Source organism: Pseudomonas akapageensis (assembly GCF_011355085.1).
In the GTDB taxonomy this organism is placed as follows: Bacteria; Pseudomonadota; Gammaproteobacteria; order Pseudomonadales; family Pseudomonadaceae; genus Aquipseudomonas; species Aquipseudomonas akapageensis.
On sequence record NZ_VXCP01000057.1, the window covers coordinates 39,279 to 62,217 of the forward strand.

General features: G+C 62.4%; 20 protein-coding genes, 1 tRNA gene and 1 pseudogene. 11 read left to right on the forward strand and 11 right to left on the reverse strand.

From position 1 onward, the window contains the following. Positions 1–128 precede the first annotated feature (128 nt). Genes F2S13_RS27490 through F2S13_RS27500 form a run of 3 tightly spaced genes read left to right on the forward strand, consistent with a single transcriptional unit; the run spans position 129 to position 2,107 of the window. Positions 129–392, forward strand: a complete 264-nt coding sequence (locus tag F2S13_RS27490) for a DUF2790 domain-containing protein (protein WP_166366904.1) — start codon at positions 129–131, stop codon at positions 390–392. 54 nt (positions 393–446) lie between these two features. Beyond that, a complete protein-coding gene (locus F2S13_RS27495; RefSeq protein WP_166366905.1) occupies positions 447–854 on the forward strand; it encodes a hypothetical protein in 408 nt (135 codons plus the stop codon). Between the two features lie 41 nt (positions 855–895). After that, positions 896–2,107 (forward strand): cytochrome c biogenesis protein DipZ, encoded by a 1,212-nt coding sequence (locus F2S13_RS27500; protein WP_166366906.1) that lies wholly within the window; start codon positions 896–898, stop codon positions 2,105–2,107. A gap of 160 nt (positions 2,108–2,267) precedes the next feature. Here the strand turns inward: F2S13_RS27500 and F2S13_RS27505 are convergent, their stop codons facing one another. From F2S13_RS27505 to F2S13_RS27520, 4 genes and pseudogenes are all read right to left on the reverse strand, one after another. Beyond that, entirely contained in the window at positions 2,268–2,591 is a 324-nt protein-coding gene (locus tag F2S13_RS27505; RefSeq protein WP_166366907.1) for a DUF6124 family protein, read from the reverse strand. A 402-nt stretch (positions 2,592–2,993) separates the two neighbouring features. Further along, positions 2,994–3,230 (reverse strand): annotated as a pseudogene (locus tag F2S13_RS27510) (hypothetical protein); the annotation flags it as partial. 272 nt (positions 3,231–3,502) lie between these two features. Next, positions 3,503–4,123 carry a glutathione S-transferase family protein gene (locus F2S13_RS27515; RefSeq protein ID WP_166366909.1) on the reverse strand — a complete coding sequence of 207 codons (621 nt, stop codon included), beginning with the start codon at positions 4,121–4,123 and terminating at the stop codon, positions 3,503–3,505. Positions 4,124–4,161: 38 nt separating this feature from the next. Then, the gene (locus tag F2S13_RS27520; RefSeq protein WP_166366910.1) at positions 4,162–4,668 is read right to left on the reverse strand and encodes an HvfX family Cu-binding RiPP maturation protein; all 507 of its coding nucleotides are present in this window, start codon (positions 4,666–4,668) and stop codon (positions 4,162–4,164) included. 295 nt (positions 4,669–4,963) lie between these two features. Between F2S13_RS27520 and fdnG the strand changes: the two genes are divergently transcribed. From fdnG to F2S13_RS27555, 7 genes are all read left to right on the forward strand, one after another. Further along, complete coding sequence (gene fdnG / locus F2S13_RS27525) at positions 4,964–8,029, forward strand: formate dehydrogenase-N subunit alpha (protein WP_166366992.1); 3,066 nt, start codon at positions 4,964–4,966, stop codon at positions 8,027–8,029. Beyond that, entirely contained in the window at positions 8,029–8,979 is a 951-nt protein-coding gene (gene fdxH, locus F2S13_RS27530; RefSeq protein WP_166366911.1) for a formate dehydrogenase subunit beta, read from the forward strand. The genes fdnG and fdxH overlap by 1 nt, the downstream gene beginning before the upstream one ends. Continuing rightward, on the forward strand, positions 8,976–9,629 hold the full coding sequence (locus F2S13_RS27535) for a formate dehydrogenase subunit gamma (RefSeq protein WP_166366912.1): 654 nt from the start codon (positions 8,976–8,978) through the stop codon (positions 9,627–9,629). The genes fdxH and F2S13_RS27535 overlap by 4 nt, the downstream gene beginning before the upstream one ends. A 4-nt stretch (positions 9,630–9,633) precedes the next feature. After that, positions 9,634–10,560, forward strand: coding sequence for a formate dehydrogenase accessory protein FdhE (gene fdhE / locus F2S13_RS27540; protein WP_166366913.1), 927 nt, complete (start codon positions 9,634–9,636; stop codon positions 10,558–10,560). Positions 10,561–10,671: 111 nt separating this feature from the next. Further along, complete coding sequence (gene selA, locus F2S13_RS27545; RefSeq protein WP_166366994.1) at positions 10,672–12,078, forward strand: L-seryl-tRNA(Sec) selenium transferase; 1,407 nt, start codon at positions 10,672–10,674, stop codon at positions 12,076–12,078. Beyond that, on the forward strand, positions 12,075–13,994 hold the full coding sequence (selB, locus tag F2S13_RS27550) for a selenocysteine-specific translation elongation factor (protein WP_166366914.1): 1,920 nt from the start codon (positions 12,075–12,077) through the stop codon (positions 13,992–13,994). Before selA ends, selB begins: the two co-directional genes overlap by 4 nt. 6 nt (positions 13,995–14,000) lie before the next feature. Then, positions 14,001–14,096 (forward strand) — tRNA-Sec (locus tag F2S13_RS27555). A 7-nt stretch (positions 14,097–14,103) separates the two neighbouring features. Here the strand turns inward: F2S13_RS27555 and F2S13_RS27560 are convergent. Together F2S13_RS27560 and F2S13_RS27565 are read right to left on the reverse strand one after the other, a co-directional pair. Further along, positions 14,104–14,937 (reverse strand): nucleoside-binding protein, encoded by an 834-nt coding sequence (locus F2S13_RS27560; RefSeq protein WP_166366915.1) that lies wholly within the window; start codon positions 14,935–14,937, stop codon positions 14,104–14,106. A gap of 165 nt (positions 14,938–15,102) precedes the next feature. Beyond that, a complete protein-coding gene (locus F2S13_RS27565) occupies positions 15,103–16,044 on the reverse strand; it encodes a LysR family transcriptional regulator (RefSeq protein ID WP_166366916.1) in 942 nt (313 codons plus the stop codon). A 504-nt stretch (positions 16,045–16,548) separates the two neighbouring features. Between F2S13_RS27565 and F2S13_RS27570 the strand changes: the two genes are divergently transcribed. Continuing rightward, positions 16,549–16,860, forward strand: coding sequence for a DUF3077 domain-containing protein (locus F2S13_RS27570; protein WP_166366918.1), 312 nt, complete (start codon positions 16,549–16,551; stop codon positions 16,858–16,860). A 137-nt stretch (positions 16,861–16,997) separates the two neighbouring features. On the opposite strand, the gene F2S13_RS27575 is transcribed toward F2S13_RS27570, so the two are convergent. The 5 genes from F2S13_RS27575 to F2S13_RS27595 all read right to left on the reverse strand — a co-directional run bounded on the left by F2S13_RS27575 (position 16,998) and on the right by F2S13_RS27595 (position 22,745). Beyond that, on the reverse strand, positions 16,998–18,422 hold the full coding sequence (locus F2S13_RS27575) for a gamma-aminobutyraldehyde dehydrogenase (RefSeq protein WP_166366920.1): 1,425 nt from the start codon (positions 18,420–18,422) through the stop codon (positions 16,998–17,000). A 65-nt stretch (positions 18,423–18,487) separates the two neighbouring features. Further along, a complete protein-coding gene (locus F2S13_RS27580) occupies positions 18,488–20,011 on the reverse strand; it encodes an APC family permease (protein WP_166366922.1) in 1,524 nt (507 codons plus the stop codon). A 99-nt stretch (positions 20,012–20,110) separates the two neighbouring features. Continuing rightward, the gene (locus tag F2S13_RS27585; protein WP_166366924.1) at positions 20,111–21,160 is read right to left on the reverse strand and encodes a heme-dependent oxidative N-demethylase family protein; all 1,050 of its coding nucleotides are present in this window, start codon (positions 21,158–21,160) and stop codon (positions 20,111–20,113) included. A gap of 17 nt (positions 21,161–21,177) precedes the next feature. After that, positions 21,178–22,146 (reverse strand): PDR/VanB family oxidoreductase, encoded by a 969-nt coding sequence (locus F2S13_RS27590; RefSeq protein ID WP_166366926.1) that lies wholly within the window; start codon positions 22,144–22,146, stop codon positions 21,178–21,180. Continuing rightward, positions 22,143–22,745, reverse strand: a complete 603-nt coding sequence (locus F2S13_RS27595; RefSeq protein ID WP_166366928.1) for a dimethylamine monooxygenase subunit DmmA family protein — start codon at positions 22,743–22,745, stop codon at positions 22,143–22,145. The genes F2S13_RS27590 and F2S13_RS27595 overlap by 4 nt, the downstream gene beginning before the upstream one ends. Positions 22,746–22,939: the final 194 nt, after the last annotated feature.

The following is a 22,939-nucleotide window of genomic DNA, read 5'->3' on the forward strand; positions in this document are numbered from 1 at the left end:
TACTTGCCGAACCAACCGCCCGCCAGCGGCGACACATTCGGGATACCTCAAGGGCATTAAATGGGTTCCATCGAGGCAAGCAGACATGCCTCGGCGCCAATCAACGATTGAAGCCTGGAGCAACGCCCATGAACCTGAAAGCCGCCTGCGCCGCCTGTGTCTTTGCAGCATTGAGCATTTGCACGATTTCCGCCCGTGCCGAAGTCACTGTCAAACCACAAACCTACACCTACGGCACCCATCTGGATATCCGCAAAGTGCTCTCGTCGAGTGAGGACGCGACACCTGACTGCGGGGTGGTCAATGCCCACCTGACTTACCTGGACTCCCATGGCCAGAGCCGGACCCTCGACTACCTCAAGGCCGCTGATACCTGCAACGCCGGAAATTGATCCGGGCGCCATGCACTTGCGTACTCAACTTATTTGATTGACAGGATAACCCTCATGAAAAACGTAAAAAGCCTTTTGACCGCTGTTGTCTTCGCCCTGGCCGGTGTTGCCGTCCATGCCAATGCCGCGACTGAATCCCAGCTTTGCGCCAGTGGTACCTGTTTTCAACTGACGCCGCTGGCGCAGAAGGAGGCATTGCCGGCCCTTGCCTCTGATGGCTCCAGCAAGACACCGCTGGGCATGCAGCTGGAGGACGCCGCTGCGGTAGTGGCGGAAAATGGCTCCAGCAAGACACCTCTGGGCATGCAGCTGGAGGGCGAGGCTCCGGTAGTGGCGGAAAATGGTTCCAGCAAGACGCCGCTGGGCATGCAGCTGGACGCGGACGCGCCAGTGGTCGCGGAAAACGGCTTCCAGCACACGCCACTGGGCATGCAGCTGGAGCATCAGGTCGAAAGCGCCTGATTCACCTGGTCGTTAACCCATAACATTGATAGGTGATAGTCATGTTACTCATTGCATTTCTGGGCGGGATATTGACTGTCCTGAGCCCCTGTATCCTGCCGGTGGTGCCGTTCCTGTTCGCCGGTACCAACCGCTCGCGTTCTTCGGTTTTCCTGACCTTGAGCGGCCTGGTCCTGACCTTTGCCCTGGTATCGAGCCTGGCGGTGGTCAGCAGCGAATGGGTGATCAAGGCCAATGAAACCGGGCGCTACGTGGCGCTGATCGTGATGGTGCTGTTCGCGCTGTCACTGCTGTCGGCCAAGGTCGGTACCTGGCTGGCGCGCCCCCTGGTCCTGCTGGGCAACCGCATCGATCCCTCGGCCCGCAAGATGTCCGGCCCGGCGGCTTCACTGCTGGTGGGTATCGCTACGGGGCTGCTCTGGGCACCTTGTGCCGGGCCGATCCTGGGGGTGATCCTCAGCAGCGCCATGCTACAAGGCGCAAGCGCCCAGACCAGCCTGTTGCTGGTGGCTTATGGCCTGGGCAGCGCGTTGTCGCTGGGCACGCTGATCTTCGCCGGTCGCGGCCTGGTCAGCCGGTTGAAACCCTCGATTCCCGTCACCGGCTGGCTGCGCCGTGGCACGGGCCTGGCCGTGTTGCTGGCCGCCGTGGTCATCGGCACCGGATCGAGCAACGCACTGCTGGCCGGGACCTCATCCCAGGGCGCAAACGCGATCGAGCAGGGCATCCTGAAAACGGTACCCAAGGCCATCGATTACATCGTCGCCAAGGTCATGGCCGACACCTCGGCGCAGGCAAGTGCCAACGGCGAAATGCCCTCTCTGGACGGCGCCGTGGAGTGGCTCAACTCAGCGCCCTTGAGCAGCCAGGCCCTGCGCGGCAAGGTGGTGCTGGTGGATTTCTGGACCTACGACTGCATCAACTGCCAGCACAGCCTGCCTTATGTGAACGCCTGGGCGAAGAAATACGAGAAGGACGGCCTGGTGGTGATTGGCGTGCATACGCCGGAATACGGCTACGAAAAAATCATCGACAACGTGCGCAAGCAGGTCAAGCAACTGGGGATCGGCTATCCGGTCGCCATCGACAATGACTACGCGATCTGGCGGGCATTCGACAACCAGTACTGGCCGGCCCATTACATCTTCGATGCCAAGGGGCAGATTCGCTACACCCATTTTGGCGAAGGGCGGTATGACACGCAGGAGGAGGTGATTCAGCAGCTGTTGAAGGAGGCGAAGGCTGCAGGGTAGAGCCTTGCATCCAAACACCCCCACAACCCACACCCACCCCCTCATTCCCACGCTCCGCGTGGGAATGCCTCCTGCGACGCTCTGCGTCGCGCTTCCACAGCTCGACGCAGAGCGTCTGCCACTGCATTCCCACGCGGAGCGTGGGAACGAGAAAAAGACTCTACTCTGTCGACTTCATCCCACTCGTTTCAGCCCCATCAAGCAACGCATCGACCAATGCCTTGGCCACTTCCACAGAATGCAGGATCGACCACAGCAACCCCTTTTCCAGTGTGCTCGATTGATTGCAGGCCGCATCGGCTGATGCACAAGCACACTGCAGCATCAACGATGTATGCACCAGCGCATCCTCGGCATTAATCCCACCGCGTACGGCGAACAACGGACCATGACCAGCGTCGCATGAACCAAAGGCGCTTTCTGCGGTTTTGTGGACGGTTCCGGGTGGAAACGAGAAGGGTGGATCGGGGACGATATTGATCATCGTACAACTCCTGGAGTAGTGGAGCCGACACCCATCGCTACCAAACGATTGGGTGGCGGCTGTACACAGGTTGGTAGACCGGGACTCCAGGAACCCAGCGCACACTAAGGTGCCCCGCGCACAGCCGCCATGACACAAAGCAGCCCACAAAAGAATCGTTGGCTGATTGGATGGGGCGTTTGCACGCCTGGAAGATCATCGGGCTACCAAACCCGGTCGCTGATTTTGCAGCGACGCGAGGAGGGTAGAGCTCGATTCCAGGCAGGGGAACCCCGGGACGGACTAACGTTGCGTAGGATATTTCCTTAAAAATGAAAAAGCTAACGTTTGCGAGCACTCAAACAAAAGCCCGGCGGGTCAGGCCGGGCTTTTGTTTGAGTACTGCAGACGGGCAATTCATGCACGGCGTTCAGTCAGACGATCCGAACCACCTTCAGCAACACGGCGATCGATCAGACGGTCCGAACCACCTTCAGCCACGCGGCGGTCGATCAGGCGATCGGAACCACCTTCGGCAACACGGCTGTCAATCAGGCGATCCGAACCGCCTTCAGCAACGACCGGGTGGGCGGAGGAAGCTGCAAAAGCGTTGGCTGCCAGTACCGAGAAAGCAAAGCTGAGGATGAGTTGGCGTTTCATGGTGGTGTGCTCCGGGTGTTTTGGGTTGGTATGGAGCAGATGTTACGCGACAGGATTTTTAAGAGAATTTCATTGGGTCGATGGTGGAAATCGACGCAAGTGATGGTGGTTCAGGTGGACCGAGTTGCCTGAATCGCTGGCAAGTCGAGTCGTCGCACCGCAGCTCCCACAGAGATAGCAAGGGCCTCTCGATCTCCTGTGGGAGCTGGCTTGCCAGCGATAGGGCCAGACGGGCCAGCCCAAGGCGCTGAGCGAGGAAGAGACCGTTCAATTCAAGGCATCGTCCCCTGAAAACTCGGCAACGCCTGCACCCGATCCCACCACGGCGCAAAGCCCTCAACATCGAATACCTCTTTTGCATCCGGCGTCAGCGAAACGTAAAAACACATCGGCGCCGGAAACAAATCGGCAACCGACAGCTGCTGCCCGGCCAGAAACGGATCGTTGCCCTTGATCTTCATCAGCACCTGAAGCACCTGCCGGACCCGCTTGATCCCCTCGCGCCGGGCATTGTCATTCTGTCCACCGAGGAAATCGGGAAACAGGTGATAACCGGCAACCTGGACAAAACCGCCATACCCGTAGGAATCGTAAATCCCCATGACCATATTGGCCCGGGCACGGTCCTTGACGTTGCCCGGCACCAGCGACGGGCCGGGCAGCACTTCGTTCAAGTAGGTCGTGATGGCCCCGGTTTCGATCACTTGAAAGCCGTCATGGTCGATAACCGGCACCTTGCCGAATGGGTGACGGGTCAGGTGCTCGGGCGAATGGGGTTCGCCCTTGAGCACATCGACCTGGACCTGCTGATATTCCGCACCTTTTTCCGCGAGGAACATCCTGACCGTGCGCACATAGGTGCTGCCGTTGGCTCCATAAAGAGTGATGCTCATTGTCTTTCCCCTTCAAATGAGTGGAAATTCCTGACGTGTCACCGTGGCCGGAAGGTTCGCGCCAGCAGCGCATCCAGGCTCAGTTTGCCCGGCCCCTGGAGCAGCAGCGGCAGAAGCGCGGCGAGGTAGATCGCAGGCAGCTTGAAGTTGCCGTAGCCCTTGTTGCTGATGGAATAGCCCTGGGCGAGTTCGCTCAAGGTCGACCAATCGGCAGGCCAGTGAACGGCGGCGGTTGCGACTACGGTGACCACCATCAGAATCAACGCCGACAGACGCGTCCCCAATCCCAGCAGCAGGGCCGCGGCACAGAGCAGTTCTGCCCACAGGGAGAGTTCCCAGTTCAGCGCAGCCGGAACATGGTTGAACGGAAACGGGAAGGCGGCCTGGATGTCGGCAAACCAGTTTACACCAAGCCACTTCTCCCGCCCGGATTCGAAAAACTCCCAGGCCAGGAAAATGCGCAGGCTGATGGGCCCGAACCACGCGCCAGCGCGCTCTACGTGATTCCGTAACACGGTCAACGCCGATGAAAGGTTGGCTTGCATTGGTTTGATCTCCACATGTTTCGGTCAGCCAGCGGATGTGCCGACCTTTGTGCAGATTTCATCGCGCCGGTGTATCGGCTGTGTGTCGACGGAGGCCCGAACTGTTCGCAGGATGTGTCGCAGCGGCGGCCGTACACATTGTGATACTCAGTCAAGGGAGTAACCATGGAGGAATATGGCATTTCGGCCAATCTTGGCTAAAGTATCAAGAGTCGGCGTGCATAACGCCGCAACCGTGATCGCCCACGAGAACCTGGCCATGGACCGGGTTCCTCCACCTGATCAGGAGTGCACGATGGACCTCAACCGTCGTCAGTTCTTCAAGGTCGCTGCCATAGGCCTTGGCGGCTCCAGCCTGGCCGCGCTGGGCATGGCCCCCGCGCCAGCCTTCGCCGAGCAGATACGCCACTTCAAGCTGACCCACACCCACGAAACCCGCAATACCTGCCCGTACTGCTCGGTAGGCTGCGGCTTGATCATGTACAGCCAGGGCGACACGGCCAAGAACGTCGCCCAGAACATCATCCACATCGAAGGCGACGCCGACCATCCGGTCAACCGCGGCACCCTGTGCCCCAAGGGCGCGGGCCTGCTGGACTTCATTCACAGCCCCAGCCGCCTGCAATACCCGCAGGTGCGCAAGCCGGGCAGCAGCGAATGGACGCGGGTCTCGTGGGATGAAGCGCTCGACCGCATCGCCGACCTGATGAAGGCCGACCGCGACGCCAATTTCATCGAGAAAAATGCCCAGGGCCAGACGGTCAACCGCTGGCTGTCGGTGGGCTTTCTCGCGGCTTCGGCGTCTTCCAACGAAGCCGGTTACATGACCCACAAGGTCGTTCGCAGTCTGGGCATGCTGGGGTTCGATAACCAGGCACGTGTCTGACATGGCCCGACGGTGGCAAGTCTTGCCCCGACGTATGGCCGTGGAGCCATGACCAACCACTGGACCGATATCGCCAACGCGAACCTGGTCCTGGTAATGGGCGGTAACGCCGCCGAAGCCCACCCGTGCGGCTTCAAATGGGTCACCGAAGCCAAGGCGCACAACAAGGCGCGTCTGATCGTGGTCGATCCGCGGTTCACCCGTACGGCCTCGGTGGCAGACTATTACGCACCGATCCGCACCGGTACCGACATCGCCTTCATGGGCGGCCTGATCAATTACCTGCTCACCGAAGACAAGATCCAGCACGAGTACGTGAAGAACTACACGGACGTGTCGTTTATCGTCAAGGCAAGCTTCGGCTTCGAGGACGGCCTGTTCACCGGGTACGACGCCAGCAAGCGCAGCTACACCGACAAGTCCAGCTGGGGCTATGAAATCGGCGAAGACGGCTTTGCCAGGGTCGACCCGACCCTGCAGGACCCACGCTGCGTCTATCAGCTGATGAAGCAGCACTACAGCCGCTACACACCGGAGCTGGCCAGTCAGATCTGCGGCATGCCGCAAGACAGCATGAAGAAGATCTGGGAAGAGATCGCCACGTGCTCGGCACCGGGCAAGACCATGACGATCCTCTATGCCCTGGGCTGGACTCAGCACTCGATCGGTTCGCAGATGATCCGCAGCGCGGCCATGGTGCAGTTGCTGCTGGGCAACGTCGGCATGCCGGGCGGGGGCGTCAATGCCCTGCGCGGACACTCCAACATCCAGGGTCTGACCGACCTTGGGCTGCTGTCGAACCTGCTGCCGGGCTACCTGACCCTGCCGGGCGACGCCGAGCAGGACTACGACGCCTACATTGCCAAGCGTTCGCCCAAGCCGCTGCGGCCCGGGCAGTTGTCCTACTGGCAGAACTACGGCAAGTTCCATGTCAGCCTGATGAAGGCCTGGTACGGCGCCAACGCCACGGCGGAAAACCACTGGGGCTACGACTGGTTGCCCAAGCTCGACATTCCTGGCTACGACATCCTCAAAGTGTTCGACATGATGAGCCAGGGCAAGGTCAACGGCTACGTCTGCCAGGGCTTCAACCCCATTGCCGCCTTGCCCGACAAGAACCGCGTGATGGCCTCGCTGGCCAAGCTCAAGTGGCTGGTGGTGATGGACCCGCTGGCCACCGAAACCTCGGAGTTCTGGCGCAATGTCGGGCCTTACAATGACGTGCAAACGGCCAATATCCAGACCGAAGTCATCCGCCTGCCCACCACCTGCTTTGCCGAAGAGGACGGCTCCCTGGTCAACAGCGGCCGCTGGCTGCAATGGCACTGGAAGGGCGCCGACGGGCCAGGGCTTGCGCGCACCGACGTGAAGATCATGAGCGATCTGTTCATACGCCTGCGCAAGCGCTATCAAGCCGAAGGTGGCGCCTGGGCCGAGCCGATCCTCAAGCTCAGCTGGCCCTACAAGGTGCCCGACGATCCGACCCCGGAAGAGATCGCCAAGGAGTACAACGGTTATGCCGTTGCCGATGTCACCGACGCCACCGGCGCCGTGATCAAGGCCGGGCAGCAGCTCTCGGGGTTCGGCCAGCTCAAGGATGATGGCAGCACGGCCTCGGGCTGCTGGATCTTCTGCGGCAGCTGGACCGAGGCGGGCAACCAGATGGCCCGCCGCGACAACACCGACCCCTACGGCATGAAGCAGAACCTGGGGTGGGCCTGGGCCTGGCCGATGAACCGGCGCATCCTCTACAACCGTGCCTCGTCCGACCCTGCCGGCAAGCCCTGGGATCCGAAAAAACGCCTGGTGTGGTGGAACGGCAAGGCCTGGGGCGGCACCGACGTGCCCGACTACAAGGCCGACGTGCCGCCGGAAGCGGGCATGAATCCGTTCATCATGAACGCCGAAGGGGTGGCGCGCTTCTTCGCCCGGGAATTGATGAACGAAGGCCCGTTCCCCGAGCATTACGAGCCGTTCGAGACGCCGATCGGCATCAACCCGCTGCACCCCAACAACAAGAAGGCCACCAGCAATCCAGCCGGACGCGTCTTCGATTCGGTGTGGGACACGCTCGGGCAGGCCAAAGAGTTCCCCTATGCCGCGACCAGCTACCGGCTGACCGAGCATTTCCACTTCTGGACCAAGCATTGCCCGATCAACGCTGTCCTGCAGCCGGAGCAGTTCGTCGAGATCGGCGAAGCCCTGGCCAAGGAGAAGGGGATCGCCGCCGGCGACCGGGTCCGGGTCAGTTGCAAGCGCGGGCATATCGAGGCGGTCGCGGTGGTGACCAAGCGCATCCGTCCGCTGCAGGTCAACAACCAGACCGTGCACCAGATCGGCATCCCGTTGCACTGGGGCTTTACCGGGGCCACCCGGCACGGCTACCTGACCAACACCCTGGTGCCGTTCCTCGGCGACGGTAACACCCAGACCCCGGAATCCAAGTCGTTCCTGGTCAACGTGGAGAAAATCTGATGGCCAGCCAAGACATCATTGCCCGTTCGGCCACCACCACTCCATCACCGTCGGTGCGCGAGCAAGAGCAGGTGGCCAAACTGATCGACACCACCAAGTGCATCGGCTGCAAGGCCTGCCAGGTGGCCTGTGCGGAATGGAACGAGCTGCGCGACGAGGTGGGCCACAACCACGGCACCTACGACAATCCGGCCGACCTCAGCAGCGAAACCTGGACGCTGATGCGCTTCACCGAGTATGAAAACGACGCGGGCAACCTGGAGTGGCTGATCCGCAAGGACGGCTGCATGCACTGCGACGACCCCGGCTGCCTGAAGGCCTGCCCCAGCCCCGGAGCGATCATCAAGCATGCCAACGGCATCGTCGATTTCAATCAGGACCACTGTATCGGCTGCGGCTATTGCATCACGGGGTGTCCGTTCAATATCCCGCGTATCTCCCAGAAAGACCACAAGGCCTACAAGTGCACGCTGTGCTCGGACCGCGTGGCGGTGGGTCTGGAACCGGCCTGCGTCAAGACCTGCCCGACCGGGGCCATCGTGTTCGGCAGCAAGGAGGACATGAAAGAACACGCCGCCGAGCGTATTGTCGACCTCCAGTCCCGCGGCTTCGAGCACGCCGGGCTGTACGACCCCGACGGGGTTGGCGGTACCCATGTGATGTACGTGCTGCACCACGCCGACAAGCCCTCGCTGTACGCCGGCCTGCCGGATCAACCGGTGATCAGCCCGCTGGTGGGGCTGTGGAAGGGCGTGAGCAAGCCCCTGGCGCTGCTGGCCATGGGCGCGGCGGTGCTGGCCGGGTTCTTCCATTACGTGCGCATTGGCCCGAACCGGGTCGAGGAGGACGAACACCCGTCGGCGCCGGACACCAGCGTGCATGAAGTCGACCCGGCGGTGCATGTCTATGACCCGCACAAACCCGGGCCACAGGGGGATCAGCGGCCATGAGCAACAAGACGATTTTGCGCTACACCGCCAACCAGCGCACCAACCACTGGCTGGTGGCAATTCTGTTCATCTGCGCGGCCCTGTCGGGGCTGGCCCTGTTCCACCCGGCGCTGTTCTGGCTCAGCCATCTGTTCGGCGGCGGGCCGTGGACGCGCATCCTGCATCCCTTCATGGGCGTGCTGATGTTCGTGTTCTTCCTGGGGCTGGTGATCAGCTTCTGGCGGGCGAACTTTTTTATCGCCAACGACCGCGTGTGGCTCAGGCGCATTGACCGGGTGATGCGCAACGAGGAGGAGAGCGTGCCCCCGGTGGGCAAGTACAATGCGGGGCAGAAGCTGCTGTTCTGGACACTGCTGGCCTGCATGCTGGTGCTGTTGCTCAGCGGTCTGGTGATCTGGCGGGTGTATTTCAGCCACTACTTCGGTATCTCGTCCATTCGCCTGGCGAGCCTGTTGCACGCCCTGGCGGCGTTCGTGCTGGTGCTCTGCATCATCGTGCACATCTACGCCGGCATCTGGATCAAAGGCTCGGTCAGCGCCATGCTGCATGGCTGGGTCAGCCGGGCCTGGGCCAGGAAACACCACGAACTCTGGTACCGTGAGGTGACCCGCGACGAGACGCCTGCCAGCCGAGTGAGCAAAAAAGGATGATGCCTTGAGCCTGATACTGGAGCCCGGACAAATCGAGGCGTCGGCGAGCACGCCGCCGTTCCTGCGCTTGCCGCCGCATAATCTATTTGCCTTGCGTGCCATGCGCCTTGAACAGTTGGCAGGCGGCCACCCGCTGGCCGACTATCTGCATCTGATTGCCAGCCTTTGTCACGTGCAGCAGAGCCTGCTTGACCAACCGCCGCCGGTTGCCAGCCCGGACCAGGGCCGCCTGGCTTTGTGTCAGGAGCATGGCTTGCCGCCATTGGCTGCCGACAGCCTGGTCCGTGAGGACGACTGGCTGCTGTTTCTCGATGCCTTGTTGCAGCGCTATCAGGCACCGGCCCAACCCGAAGTGCAAAAGGCAGTGGCTACCCTGGGCGGTGCCAATGCCGGGCAGCGCAAGGTCTGGGCCATTGCCTTGCTCAGCGGCCAATATGCCGGGTTGCCGGCAGCGCTGGTGCCGTTCCTCGGCGCCGCCTTGCAGGCGGCCTGGAGTCACTGGTTGCTGAGCCTGCCAGGCGCCGAACTCAAGCCGTGTGACAGCCTTGGCCAGTGTCCGGCCTGCGGCTCGCCGGCCATGGCCGGGGTGATCCACCAGCGCGGCCGGTACAACGGGCTGCGTTATCTGGTGTGCTCTCTGTGTGCCTGTGAATGGCATGTGGTGCGGGTCAAATGCATCCAGTGCGAATCAAGCAAGGGTCTGCGCTACGTCAGCTTCGATGACGACCGCCACAGCGCCGAGCAGGCGCCGTTGCGGGCGGAAGTCTGCCCTGGCTGCAACAGCTACCTGAAACTGCTCTACCTGGAAAACGACGCCGAGGCCGAAGCCCTTTCGGCGGACCTGGCCAGTCTGGCCCTGGACCTGCGCCTGGACATGGAAGGCTACCAGCGCCTGGCGCCGAATCTGATGCTGGCGCCTGGGGGAGATTGACCAGCCTTGCAAGGGAAGGCTTTGCCTTCCATTCGCTGGCAAGCCAAGCCAACTACAATCTCCTGCATACGACGCCGGAGTATTTCGATGCCCCCCAATCCAGCCCATGCAATGGAGCACCTGCCCTCCATCGACAGCCTCCTGCGCAGCCCCGCCTGCCAGCCGCTGACCGACCGCTATGGCCGCGAAGCCGTGCTCGCCACCCTGCGGCAATTGCTCGACGACCTGCGCGAGCCCGCCCGGCTCGGCCAACTCGATTCTGCAGAACTCGGCACTGAAGTCCTGGCCGGCCGCGCCGGTGAACGCCTGGCCATTCAACACGCCAGCCGCGTGCGGCGGGTGTTCAACCTCACCGGCACGGTGTTGCACACCAACCTGGGGCGGGCGCTGTTGCCGCAAGAGGCCATCGAGGCGGTAGAGAACGCCGCCCGCTACCCACTCAACCTGGAATTCGACCTGGTCAGCGGCAAGCGTGGCGACCGCGACGATCTGATCGAAGGCCTGATCCGCGAGCTGACCGGCGCCGAGGCAGTAACGGTGGTCAACAACAATGCCGCAGCCGTGTTGCTGGCGCTCAACAGCCTGGGCGCGCGCAAGGAGGGCATCATCTCCCGGGGTGAGTTGATCGAAATCGGCGGCGCCTTTCGCATTCCCGATATCATGGCCCGGGCCGGGGTCAGGCTGCATGAGGTGGGCACCACCAACCGCACCCATGCCCGCGACTACGAAACTGCCATCGGACCGCGCAGCGGTCTGCTGATGCGTGTGCACACCAGCAACTACAGCATCCAGGGCTTCACCGCCCAGGTGCCGACCGCGGAACTTGCGCAACTGGCGCATCGCCACGGCTTGCCGCTGCTTGAAGACCTGGGCAGTGGCAGCCTGCTGGACCTGACCCGCTGGGGCCTGCCTGCTGAACCCACGGTGCGCCAGGCCTTGCTCGACGGTGCCGATATCGTCACCTTCAGCGGCGACAAGTTGCTCGGCGGGCCACAAGCCGGCTTGATCGTCGGCCGCAAGGCGTTGATTGCGAAGATCAAGAAAAACCCGCTCAAGCGTGCCCTGCGGGTGGACAAACTGACCCTTGCCGCCCTCGAAGCCGTGCTGAACCTGTACCGCGACCCCGATCGACTGGCCGAACGCTTGCCCAGCCTGCGCCTGCTGACCCGGCCACAGGCCGACATCCTGGCCCAGGCCGAACGCCTGCGCCCGCAGTTGGCAACGGTGCTGGGCCAGGCCTGGAGTGTGGCGGCACTGCCGGCACTGGGCATGATTGGCAGCGGCAGCCAACCGGTGGCGCGACTGCCCAGTGCTGCCCTGTGTGTGCGCCCATTGGTGCCGAAACGCCTGCGCGGACGGCAATTACTTGGCCTGGAGTTGGCTTTGCGATCCTTGCCCATCCCGGTGCTCGGACGTATCGACGACGATGCCCTGTGGCTCGACCTGCGCCAACTGGACGACGAGGCCGTCTGGCTTGCGCAACTGGGCCAGTTGCAAGGGGAGGGCTCGCAAGGGTGATCGTCGGCACTGCAGGGCACATCGACCATGGCAAGACCGCCTTGCTGCAAGCCTTGACCGGCCAGGCTGGCGACCGCCGCCGCGAGGAGCGCGAGCGCGGCATCACCATCGACCTGGGTTATCTCTATGCTGCTCTGGAGCCGGGAGCGCCGTTGACCGGTTTTATCGATGTACCCGGCCATGAGCGTTTCATCCACAATATGCTCGCCGGCGCCCAGGGCATCGACGTGGTGCTGCTGGTGGTGGCCGCCGATGACGGCGTGATGCCCCAGACCCGCGAGCACCTGGCGATTGTCGAGCTGCTCGGCATCCCCCGGGCATTAGTGGCGATCAGTAAATGCGATCGGGTTGAACCGGGCCGGGTGCAGGCCGTGCAAGCTCAAGTCGAAGCTTTGCTCGCCGCCGGGCCGTATCGCGATGCCTTGCAGTTCCCGCTGTCGAGCGTGACCGGGGAGGGCGTCGAGGCCTTGCGCCAGGCGCTGCTGGCCGCCCAGGCCCAGGTCCGCCAGCGCAGTGCCAACTGCGGTTTTCGCCTGGCCATTGACCGGGCCTTCAGCGTCGCCGGCGCCGGTATCGTGGTCACCGGGACCGCCCTGGCCGGGCAGGTGGCGGTGGGCGATACACTGCTGCTTGGTCAGTCCGGCAAGCCGGTGCGGGTACGTGGCCTGCATGCGCAGAACCAGGCCGCCGTCGAAGCCTGGGCCGGGCAGCGGGTGGCCCTGAACCTCAGTGCCGAACGCCTGGCCCTGGAGCAGATCCACAGGGGGGACTGGCTGCTCGCCGAGTGGCTGCACGCCCCCACCCAGCGCCTGGATATCGAGATGCAGTTGCTGCCTGGCGAGCCACGTCCCTTCGAACATTTCAGCCCGGTGCACGTGCACCTGGGCACTCAGGATGTCACCGCGCGGGTCGCCTTGCTCGAGGGCAGCAGCCTGGCACCGGGCGGGCGCATGTTCGCGCAATTGTTGGTGAACGCTCCGCTGCAAGGGGTGCATGGCGACCGACTGGTACTGCGTGACCACAGTGCCCAGCGCACCCTGGGCGGGGGGCGGGTGCTAGACCCGTTCGCTCCGGCCCGCCAGCGCCGCCAGCCCGCGCGCCTGGCTCAGTTGCAAGCGCTGGCCGCGAGCGACAGCCTGGAGCAGGCCTTGCCCGCGCTGCTCGCCAGCACCGATACCGGCCTTGACCCGCAGCGCCTGGAGCGCCAGTTCAATCGGCTGCGCGCGACCTGGCGGTTACCCGAAGACGTACTGGTGGTTGCCACGCGTCAGGGGCCGTTGTTGTTCAGCAACACCCGTTGGCAGGCGCTCAAAGCGCCGTTGCTTGCGCAGTTGGCGCGCTTTCATGAACTGGAGCCCGATCAGTTGGGGCCGGACCGGGACCGGCTTCGTCGGTTCGCGGCAACGCCCCTGGAGCGCCCGGCATTCGTCAGCCTGCTCGAAGAGTTGCTGGCCAGCGGCAGCATCAAAGCCAGCGGGCCATGGCTGCACCTGCCCGAGCACCAGGCACGCCTGAGTGATGAGGACGCGGCGCTGTGGCAGCAGTTGCAGCCGTTGTTGGAGCAGGGCAACTTCGATCCGCCCTGGGTGCGCGACCTGGCCAGCGCCACGGGTCGTGAAGAATCCGAGGTGCGCCTGCTGCTGCGCAAGCTGGCACGGCTGGGGCAGGTTCACCAGGTGGTGCGCGATCTGTTCTTTCTCGATGCCACGGTACATCGCCTGGCGGCTATGCTCATGCAACTGGCCGCCGACAACGAGAATATCCAGGCGGCTGCGTTTCGCGATAGCGTAGGCATAGGTCGTAAGCGCAGCATCCAGATTCTCGAGTTCTTCGACCGTATCGGATTGACCCGGCGGCTTGGCGATCAGCGCCGCATCCGGCTCGACAATGCCCTGGCGCAACGCCCCACAGGCTGATTTCAAGGAAGGCAATCGCGCCCGGTGGCGCGGCCGGGCTTCAAACCCGGTTGGGGACGGCAGCCGTTCCCGGGCAGGTTCGACTCCCGCTGCCTTCCGCCACTTTTCGTTAGAAGGTAATTTCCAGGTTAACCGTTGGTGCCGAAGTGCGGCTGCCCTGGCCACCGTCCACGCCGAACTTGTTGTGCCAGTACTCGTAACCCACGCCGAACCAGAGATTGGGCTTGATGTTCTTGCCCGGGAGCACGGCGTACATCAGCGAAGTGCGGATCAGGGTTTCGGGGGCGGTGTCGTTGTCGAAGTAGTCTTCGCCTTTCTCGCCGACGTAGTTGATGAAGCCCTGGAACTTGCTGGCATGGTTACCGATCTGGAAAGGGCGCATCCAGGACAGGTTCAGGTTGTAGGTGCCGTCGAAGGTCAGTTCTTCGTGCTTGGCACCGGGAATGCCGGTCTGGTTGTGTTCGCGGTAATACAGCACGCTGAAATCCAGCACGCCGACCGTGTTGAATTTCAGCGTGGGGCCGAGCACCACGGCCCGCTTGTTGGATGAGGCAAGGTTGTTGTTGCGGTTGGCATCGAAGCCCAGGGTGAAGGCGTAATCCTTGATCAGGCCGGTGCCCAGCGGTTGGTCGAACACCCTTGAAGCAAACAGCTGGTGGCGATAGACCCCGTAGACTTCGCTGCCGCCATGGTCAGTGCCTTTGCGCGGGTCGTTGCTGTCGGAAAAGAACACGTCGATGTTGAGAAAGTTGCTGCCGTAACGGTAGCCGTCGGCGTGGGTGAAGCTGTAGATGCGCTTGGCAATGTAGTTCGGGTTATTCGGGTTGGTGAACTCTTTCCCGTAGCGAAAGCCGACGCTGTTGTTCATCCATTCGAATGCACCTGCCTGCCCCATACTCGCCATGGCAACGATCATGGCGGCGCCCTGTACTTTCCATTTCATTATTGTTGTTTTCCTGTTCATGGAATGAGTGGTGACTGCTCGGTCAGCAGTATCAACAGAATTCACTGATCACCAAAGAACAGAATATCGAGCACACCGATGCCGAATCGGCATCGGCAAAATTGACTTAAAAGTCAAATAATTCAGGGGCTTGGAAAGGCTCGCTCAAGCAATGACTTGGGTGAGTTCGGCGCTTTCGCGACGGGCGATTTCTTCACTGAACAAGCGCGAAACGGCGTCCACGGCGACCGGTAAATGACGGTCGGCGCGAATGTACAAACCCAGGTCGCTGACCACGCCGCCGTTGTCCCTGAGCGGGATGTGGACCAACTCGCCCTTGGCCAGGTCGCTTTCGATGCCGATGCGCGTCTGGAACGCCACCCCCAGGTTGCGCTTGGCCAATTGCCGGGCCAGTTCCATGGAGCCGCTTTCCAGCACCGGCCGTGACATAAGGCGCAGGCGTTTATGCAGTGGATCGAGCAGGTGATGGATCGACAGTTCGCTCTTGGCCAGGATCAACCCGTACTCAGAGCAGGTGGCGAAGCTCACGTCGCGACGCGAGGCCAGCGGATGGTCAGGCGTGACGATGGCGCCGAGGCGAAAGTGACCGACCGCCAATTGTTGCAGCTGCGGGGTGCGGGGCAGGGCAAAGGCCAGGCCGATGTCGGCCTTGCCGCTTTGTACAGCCTCGGGAATCGACTGCGAGCCGAGCACCGTCACGCCGATGGTCACATGGGGGTAACGCTCGCGCATATGGGCCAGCACGCAGGGCAACAGGTCGACGGTGACACCTTCGACCGCGGCGATTTCCACATGGCCGCTGTGCAGGCCTTGCATGGCATCGAGTTCGGAGCGCACCCGCTCCAGGTCCTGCAGGACCACGGTGACATGGCGGGCGAGAATCTCGCCGGCGGGGGTCAGGCGCAGGCCCCCGGGGAGGCGATCGAATAGCGGGGCGCCGATTTCGTCTTCGAGCTTGAGGATCTGCCGGTTCACGGCTGAGGAAGCGACATTCAGGCGCCGTGCAGCCTCGCGGATGGAGTTGCAGTGGCGGACCATGTCGAAGTAGTGGATGGCCGATGAGTGGAAGCGCAGTTTGCGGCTCATGGTGGTGGCGTGCCCCGGTTTTTTTGCCGGATCATACCTTGTGTTGCCTGTACCGGCCTCATCGCTGGCAAGCCAGCTCCCACAGGATTAGTGAACGCCGCCGGACCTCTGTGGGAGCTGACTTGCCAGCGATGAGGCCCGACCAGACAACACAAAACTTCAAAATGTATCAGCACATTTAAATTCTGGTGACATCAAGGTCCTAGGAATTACCCTACGATTTCTGCTGCCTTCAGTAACTTGTCCGGGGAAGGACTGAACACTAGTCTCGCCCAGTCACTGAATGTTCGGTGATCGGGTTTGGCGACCCGGGCGAAATTATTCAACCCCCCATTACCTTTGCCAACTTGTTTGTCGGCAATGTCTATTATGGCGGCTGTGCGCGGGAGGGCTTCGGCCCTGCCGGGTTTTGCCTAATTTACCGGTTCGCCAACCCGCGTATAGCTGCCACCTATTTGTTTGGCGACGAACTCGTGGTAGCTCCATCAAATTTGGATATCTACCATGAAAAAACTTGTCCCCGATCCACCCACCTTCAACCTCGGCCAGACCGCCGAAACCCACTTCGGCGCCTGCGATGGCCACGCCCCTTTATTTTCCGTGCGCCCCGGCATCAGCGCCGAAGACGCCCTGGTGCACGCCGCGTTGTATCTCAAATGCGCGAGTGACACGGGCCCGCAAGTGGTCGAGCACAGCAATGAAGTGGGTCGTGGCTTTGCCTGGTCAACCCTGCATTCGGTGCAAATGGCCAGGGCGCTGATCGAGGCTGTGCTCGATGGGATAGAGGCCCGTTATCTGCACGCAGGCCCCCGATGATCTTGTGTTGAATGTTCGGGCCTCATCGCTGGCAAGCCAGCTCCCACAGGAATTCAGTATTTCCACCATTTTGTGAACACTGAAGATCCCCTGTGGGAGCTGGCTTGCCAGCGATAAGGCCCAAAGGGCCTTCCGCTTTAGTGCTTGAACATCACATGCCGAACAGTGGTGTAATCCTCCAACCCGTACATCGACATGTCCTTGCCATACCCCGACAGCTTCTGCCCGCCATGGGGCATTTCGCTGACCAGCATGAAGTGCGTATTGACCCAGGTGCAGCCGTATTGCAGGCGGGCCGATATGCGATGGGCCAGGCCAACGTCGCGGGTCCAGACTGACGAGGCCAGGCCGTAGTCCGAGTCGTTGGCCCAGGCCAGGACCTGTGCTTCATCCTCGAATGGGGTCACCGACACCACCGGCCCGAATACTTCGCGACGAACGATCTCGTCATCCTGGCGGGCATCGGCCAGTACCGTCGGCTCGAAGAAGTAGCCGTCGCCTTCCACTGCCTTGCCACCGGTGATCAGGCGCATGTGCGGCTGGGCGATGGCGCGCTCGACCATGCCGGCGACGCGGTCGCGTTGCTGGGCGGTGATCAGCGGGCCGAGCTCGGTGGTCGGGTCGTCCTGCAGGCCGTGCTTGATGCTGGCGACGGCAGCGCCGAGCTTCTCGACGAATTTCTCGTAGATGCCCTTCTGCGCATAGATGCGGCAGGCGGCGGTGCAGTCTTGCCCTGCGTTGTAGAAACCGAAGGTGCGGATGCCTTCGACAGCAGCATCGATATCGGCGTCATCGAAGATGATCACCGGGGCCTTGCCGCCCAGTTCCATGTGCATGCGTTTGACGCTGTCGGCGGTGCTGGAAATGATGTTGGCGCCGGTGGCAATCGACCCGGTCAGCGAGACCATGCGCACCTTCGGATGGGTCACCAGCGGGCTGCCGACGGTAGGGCCACGGCCGAACACCAGGTTGAGCACGCCAGCCGGGAAGATCTCGGCGGCCAGTTCGCCCAGGCGCAGGGCGGTCAGCGGCGTCTGCTCGGAGGGCTTGAGCACCACGGTGTTGCCGGCGGCCAGGGCCGGGGCGATTTTCCAGGCGACCATCATCAGCGGGTAGTTCCACGGCGCGATGGAGGCGATCACGCCGACCGGGTCGCGGCGGATCATCGAGGTGTGGCCCGGCAGGTACTCACCGGCGGCCGAGCCGCTCATGCAGCGGTTGGCGCCAGCGAAGAAACGGAAGACGTCGGCAATGGCCGGGATCTCGTCGTTCAGGGCCGCATGGTAAGGCTTGCCGCAGTTGTCCGATTCGAGTTTGGCCAGTTCTTCGCCGTGGGTTTCGATGGCGTCGGCCAGTTTGAGCAGCAGCAGCGAACGGTCTTTGGGCGTGGTCTGTGACCAGCTGTCGAAGGCGGCGTCGGCGGCACGGACGGCGGCATCGACCTGGGCCTCTGTGGCTTCGTTGATTTCGGTCAGGACCCGGCCCAAGGATGGGTTGAAAACCGGTTGGCTCGGGCCTTCGCCGATGACCAGCTGGCCATTGATCAGCAGTTGGGTTTGCATGAAGGGGATCTCGCAAGGAATATCGTGAATTCAGTTGTGGGAGCGGCCTTGGCCGCTCCCACAAGTTATTGTGCGTGTTGAACCGAAGCGCCGCGGGGGGCGGTTGCGGCTTTGGGCTTGGAGAATTTCCAGGCGTCGCCGGCCGGTGCCGTGCCCTTGTCGTAGGGCCTGGCCAGCAGCATGTAGAGGAAGCCTGCGCCCAGCACCACCACTGTGGTGAGGATCATCGAGTAGTTGATGTACCAGGCGGCATCCGGCGAACGTGGCCAGACCATGTTGACGATGGCGCACAGGCCATACACCAGTGCAGCGATGTTCACCCAGATACCCCAGGCGCCGAGGGTGAACTGGCCGTTCGGGCGCCAGCCCTTGGCGCGGGCAATCAATGCTGCCACCACAATCAACTGGAAGGCGATGTAGATGCCGATGGCCGCGAAGCCGACGATGGTCGCAGTGGCATCGGCCATGAACATTCCCAGGCAGACGATGGCCGCCGGCACCACGCCGCTGACGATCAGGGCAAAGGACGGTACATGGTTGGACGACAGGCGCGACAGCATGGAACTGCCGACGATCATTTCGTCACGGGCATAGGCGAACAACAGGCGGCTGGCAGCAGCTTGCAGGCTGAGTACGCAGGAGATGAACGATACCAGCACCACCGCCATGACCAGGCGCGAACCCACCGGCCCGAAGGCGTTGGCCAGGATGGTCGCGACCGGATCGGTGTCTTCGCCGGCGATGACTTTATGCATGTCCGGTACCGACAGGATCAACGCCAGGCAAGCAAACATCGCCGCCGCGCCACCGATGTAGACGGTCATGCGCATGGCCTTGGGAATGCGCTTGCCCGGGTTCGGCGTCTCTTCTGCCACATCGCCGCAGGCCTCGAAGCCGTAGTACTGGAACAGGCCGGCCAGGGACGCCGCCAGGAAGGCCGGCAGGTACGAGCCGTTGATATTGATGTCGAAGGTGTCGAACAGCACGCTCAGTGGCTGGTGACGCTCGAAGATCAGCAGGTAGCCGCCGACCAGGATCGCGCCGACCAGCTCGCAGAGGAAGCCGAACATGGCGACCCGGGCCAGCAGCTTGGTGCCCACCAGGTTCAGCCCGGTAGAAGCCAGGATCAGTACCAGGGCAATGTAGATGCTGATGTCGTTGCTCGGCTCGAAGCCCATCAAGATCGCCAGGTAAGGACCGGCGCCCACGGATACGCCGGCAATGGTCGCACACAGCGCCCAGGCGTAGACCCAGCCCACCATCCACGCCCAGCGCTTGCCCACCAGGCGACGCGCCCACGGATAGACACCACCGGAAATCGGGAACTGCGACACCACTTCACCGAAAATCAGACACACCAGCAATTGCCCGGCGCCGATCAGCAGGTAGGACCAGAACATCGGCGGCCCGCCAGCGGCCAGGCACAGGCCGAACAGGGTATAGACGCCGACGACGGGCGACAGGTAGGTGAAACCCAGGGAGAAGTTCTCCCACAGGCTCATGCTGCGATTGAAATCGGAGCTGTAGCCGAGGGCGCGGAGTTGTTCCGCATCCTGGTCGGCAGTGCTGTTTGCACGCGAGCCACTCATGTTGTTTCCTCTTTATAAATGGCAGTCGTTTGATCTGCCGGCGAGCAAAGCCGCCGGCGCACTCAAGGAGCTGTTTATTGTTGTAGGGGGGTTACAGACTTATCCGGCCTTGCGTTCGCCTTCGTCTTCTTTGCCGTGCTCTTTATCGTATTGGGAGAGCCACTCCACCGCCGCGTCGCGGTAACGGCTGAAGCCCTTGTAGTCGACCAGTTCCTGGTTCAGGGTCTTGAGCACACGGTGCATGCGGCGGGCCCAGGCCGGGTTGGTGGCGATGTCTTCCAGGCTCAGCAGGTAGGTGCGGATCGGGAACACGATGGCGTTGCTGCGCGGCAGGCGGTGCAGCGGTTGCAGCTCGATGCGCAGGTACACCCGCTTGCCGGCGTTTTCCGGGGTGACGATGGTGCGATCCGGTGCCCACTCGGGCAGGCTTTCGGCCGACACTTCAAGGCGCGGATTGACCGTCAGCGACCAGTTCAGGCGGCGCACCGGGTGACCGATGCGCAGGCGCAGCAGAAACTTCAAGGCGCGGTCGAGCATGCCGATTTCTTTCACCAACGGAACCGGGCCGTGGAATTCTTCCCAGCTCATGCCCAGGTTGAAGCGCAGCGAGTAGTCGGCGCGCTGGGTGGCGATGCCGGCGCCCCAGTACAGGGTGCCGTCGCGCTCTTCCTGCAGGACCCAGTCACCCTGAGCCTGGCGAGTGATGTATTCCATCGGCTCAAAGGGCAGGGTGGCCGGGTCGCCGAAGGTGAAGTGGTCGTCGATTTCCAGCAGGCGGTTGACCCAGTGCCAGTTGCGGCCTTCACGTTCCAGGGTGAAGTACTCGGGATAGTCCCGGGCGTAGGACTCCATGATCAGCTCGAGCAGGTCCCATTGCGCTTCCATCATGTGTGGCGCCGAGACGTAGTGCATGCCCGGGTCTTTTTCCAGGGTGATGGCGCGGTCGCGGCATTCGCTGATGTAGTGCTCGTCGATGTCGAAGGCGGCGCGGAACGCACCGTCGCCGACCGAGACATGGGGCTCCAGGTTCATGGAGTACATGTAGTCATCATCGGGGAAGGGGAACGGCACGCGAGCGATGGTTTCCGGGCTGTTGGCGAAGGTGTAGTCGTCGCGGTAGGTTTCGTCGCGGTTGAATTTGATTGTCATTGTTGTGTCTTCCTCGATCAAAGGTCGATGACCAGGTGATTGCACTTGGCCCGGGATACGCAGGGCATGATTTTCTTGTTGGCCAGTTTGTCTTCGTCGCTCAGCCAGTCGTCGGTGTGGAGGATTTCCCCGTCCAGCTCCAGCACGGCGGTTTCACAGTGGCCGCAGGCGCCGCCACGGCACAGGTAGGGCATCTCGAAACCGGCGGCTTCCACCGCTTCGAGCATGCTCTGGTCCGGAGAGACCTCGATTTTTGCGCCGCTGCGGCCCAGGGTGAAGGTGAACGCTTCGCCGCCGCTGCTTTGCTCCAGGAAGCGCTCGAAGTGAATGTGGCTGTCGGTCCAGCCCAGGGCGCGGGCGCAGTCCAGGGTGGCGTCGATCATGCTGTCCGGGCCGCAGGCATAGACGTGGCTGCCTAACGGGCGGTCGGCCAGCACGCTGCTGATGTCCAGGCGTTCATCGACGCCCTTGCGGTACAGATGCACCTGGCCGCCATAGATGCGTTGCAGCTCTTCCCCCAGTCGGGCGTGTTCCGGGCCGCGCACGGCGTAATGCAGTTCGAAGGGCACCTTGCTCAGGCGCAGTTCCTCGAGCTGGGAGATCACCGGGGTGATTCCCACGCCGCCGGCGATGAACAGGTGCAGGCGCGCCTGCTTGACCAGCGGGAACAGGTTGACCGGCGGGGTGATGTCGATCAGGTCGCCTTCGCGCACGCTTTCGTGCAGCCGGCGCGAACCGCCACGGCCATCTTCGACCCGGCGCACGGCGATCTGGTAGGCGCTGGTATCGTAGGGCGAGCTCATCAGCGAGTAGGGGTTGCGCAAGGTGTTCTGCCCGTTGGGGATCAGCACTACCACGTGGCTGCCACCGGAAAAGGCCGGAAGGTGCGCACCGTCTGGCGAGACCAGGGTGAAACGCTTGATTTCCGGGGTCACGGCTTCGATGCGGGCCACGCGCAGGTTCAGGGTTCCGTTGTTCAGACTCATGTGTCGAGCTCCTCGGCTTGCGGCAGTTCGCCAGGGACTTCGGCGTCGGCTTTCACCGCCTGGAAGGCGGCCAGGCGACGGGAGTAGTGGTCACGCACGACCAGCGTCAGGTCGCACCCCGGGCACTGGTAGACGCGCTGGGTGACGTTCTCGGTGTAGGTATCGCAGTGCACGCACCAGACCCGGCGCACCAGGGTGCCGGAGTGTTCGCGCAGCACTTCGTCGCGGTTCATATCGAAGGCGGTGTAGACCTGCATGGCCGTGCCCAGGAAGCTTTCGGAACCGGTGAGGTACAGGCGGGTGCCCATGCGGGCCTGGCCGAGCATGCCCTTGAGGTCTTCGAGCAACGCCTGGTTGCTGGCATAGACGCGCAACTCGACGGCGGGCTGCTGCTGCAACTGGGCGAGGAAGTTCTGCCCGGAGAAGGACTCTTCGGAATACAGCAAGGTGGCCTGCTGGCCAAGATCAGCCAATTCATCGAGCAGACGCAGCATGGCGCGGCCACCGCTGCCCTGGCCGGCGACGATGTGCCGCTTGCCTCCGGGTAGCGGGCGCAACAGGTCATAGACCGGTCGGCTCTTGATACCTGTAATCAACATTATTGTTTTACCTCCTGGGCTTCTGGCGCGGCGGGTGAGTGCCGGCCCTTTGGAGGTTGTTGGAGCACAGGCTGTGCCAACTTTATAAGGTGTTGATTTTATTGGGTTTTAAAGGATTGTCTTACAAAGTGGATAGGCAAAAACAACATGCCTGTAGGCATTTTTGCAGCGCTGTCGGCGGGATTGATGAGGGG